Source organism: Bacillus sp. GMa5/1, from assembly GCF_050172015.1.
Taxonomy (GTDB): domain Bacteria; phylum Bacillota; class Bacilli; order Bacillales; family Bacillaceae_G; genus Bacillus_A; species Bacillus_A cereus.
Genome location: NZ_JBNLYC010000413.1, coordinates 1 through 1150, shown reverse-complemented (window position 1 = coordinate 1150; position 1150 = coordinate 1). Strand labels below are relative to the sequence as shown.

Here is a 1150-nt window from a genome sequence, read left to right as displayed (position 1 = left end):
AAATATTAAATATATCTAAGTTTTAAAGCGAATATTAGAAACCGGTGTACCGCATTCTTATTTCAATAGCACATATGCAAGTATTAAAGTCCAGAACTCATCTGGTAGCGTTATGTACAATAAGGAAATTATGGGAAATAGACAACAAAATGCTGAAACGCAAACAGTACCTGTAAAAGAGGGAGATTATATAGAATTTACTCATATAGGAGGGGAAGCAGCAAAGGAAAAAACACGCGCGACTTTAACTAACCTTGAGAATGGAAAACAGGAATATATCGGAAAGAAAAGAACATATGGGGTTACATCTACAGGATTAATAAGACAATAAACGTATAAAAAAGTTGGGGAAATCCCCAACTTTTTTATACGTTTTAGTCAAGAAGATTCCTTCTTCAAGGAATACGAAGTGAGTAGGTAGAGGTAAATTGGCTTCGAATAAGGTATGGCAGGAAGCTTTATCAATAAGTATGCAAATATTTAAAAAACTAATTTTTATACAAAAAGTGTATACTTACGACAAAAAAATTTACCTTAACCAACAATTTTGCTTTTAGTAAATTTAAGGTGTGTAATTAATATACATTTTTCGAGGAAAACACAGAATTCTGTCAAATTATCTTCATTTACATGACTGTGAACGTGGTATAAAAATGAAGCATATCCAAAATTATTAAAGGGGCTGAAAAAATGATTAAAAAACTTATTATTGGTTCTGTTGTTTTAGGAACAGCAATAGGAGTAAGTAAACCTACATTTGCTTCAACAAATTATTCTCCATCACAGTTTCAAGATAGGGGAGATGCCCAAGTTCAATCAATACCATCGCCATGGCAGTATTTAGGGCAAACCTCTAGGGAACTTCAAATTAAAACTAAGGATCCAAAAGTGCTTGCTTTTGAATTAGCAAAAGAAGCTCCATTTTACGAAGATGAATTAGTGGATGTGTGTTTTGCAATCTTAAGAGAAAATGTAGATGTAGTATATTGGACAAGTAAGGAATGGGCTAGATTTGAAGTAGGAAATTACGAGTTTAAACATGAAATGAAAATTTATAGAGATAAAGAACGTCAGCAATTAATTACTTCAATAGAATCATAAAAAAAGAAGCTATCTTTAGTAAGATATGCATCCAATAATGTAGACAGGA

The 1150-nt window shown here is 31.8% G+C and carries 1 protein-coding gene and 1 pseudogene; both read left to right on the top strand.

The window, feature by feature from the left end; translation table 11 throughout:
• Positions 1 to 22: 22 nt before the first annotated feature.
• A pseudogene (locus ACQGSG_RS29070) lies at positions 23 to 331 on the top strand (putative mucin/carbohydrate-binding domain-containing protein); the annotation flags it as partial.
• Between the two features lie 359 nt (positions 332 to 690).
• The gene (locus ACQGSG_RS29065; protein ID WP_000592189.1) at positions 691 to 1101 is read left to right on the top strand and encodes a hypothetical protein; all 411 of its coding nucleotides are present in this window, start codon (positions 691 to 693) and stop codon (positions 1099 to 1101) included.
• Positions 1102 to 1150 lie beyond the last annotated feature (49 nt).

What these genes read in the sequence shown, in the direction of transcription:
- ACQGSG_RS29065 (WP_000592189.1), top strand. Translation starts at nt 691, where the DNA reads ATGATTAAAAAACTTATTATTGGTTCTGTTGTTTTAGGAACAGCAATA.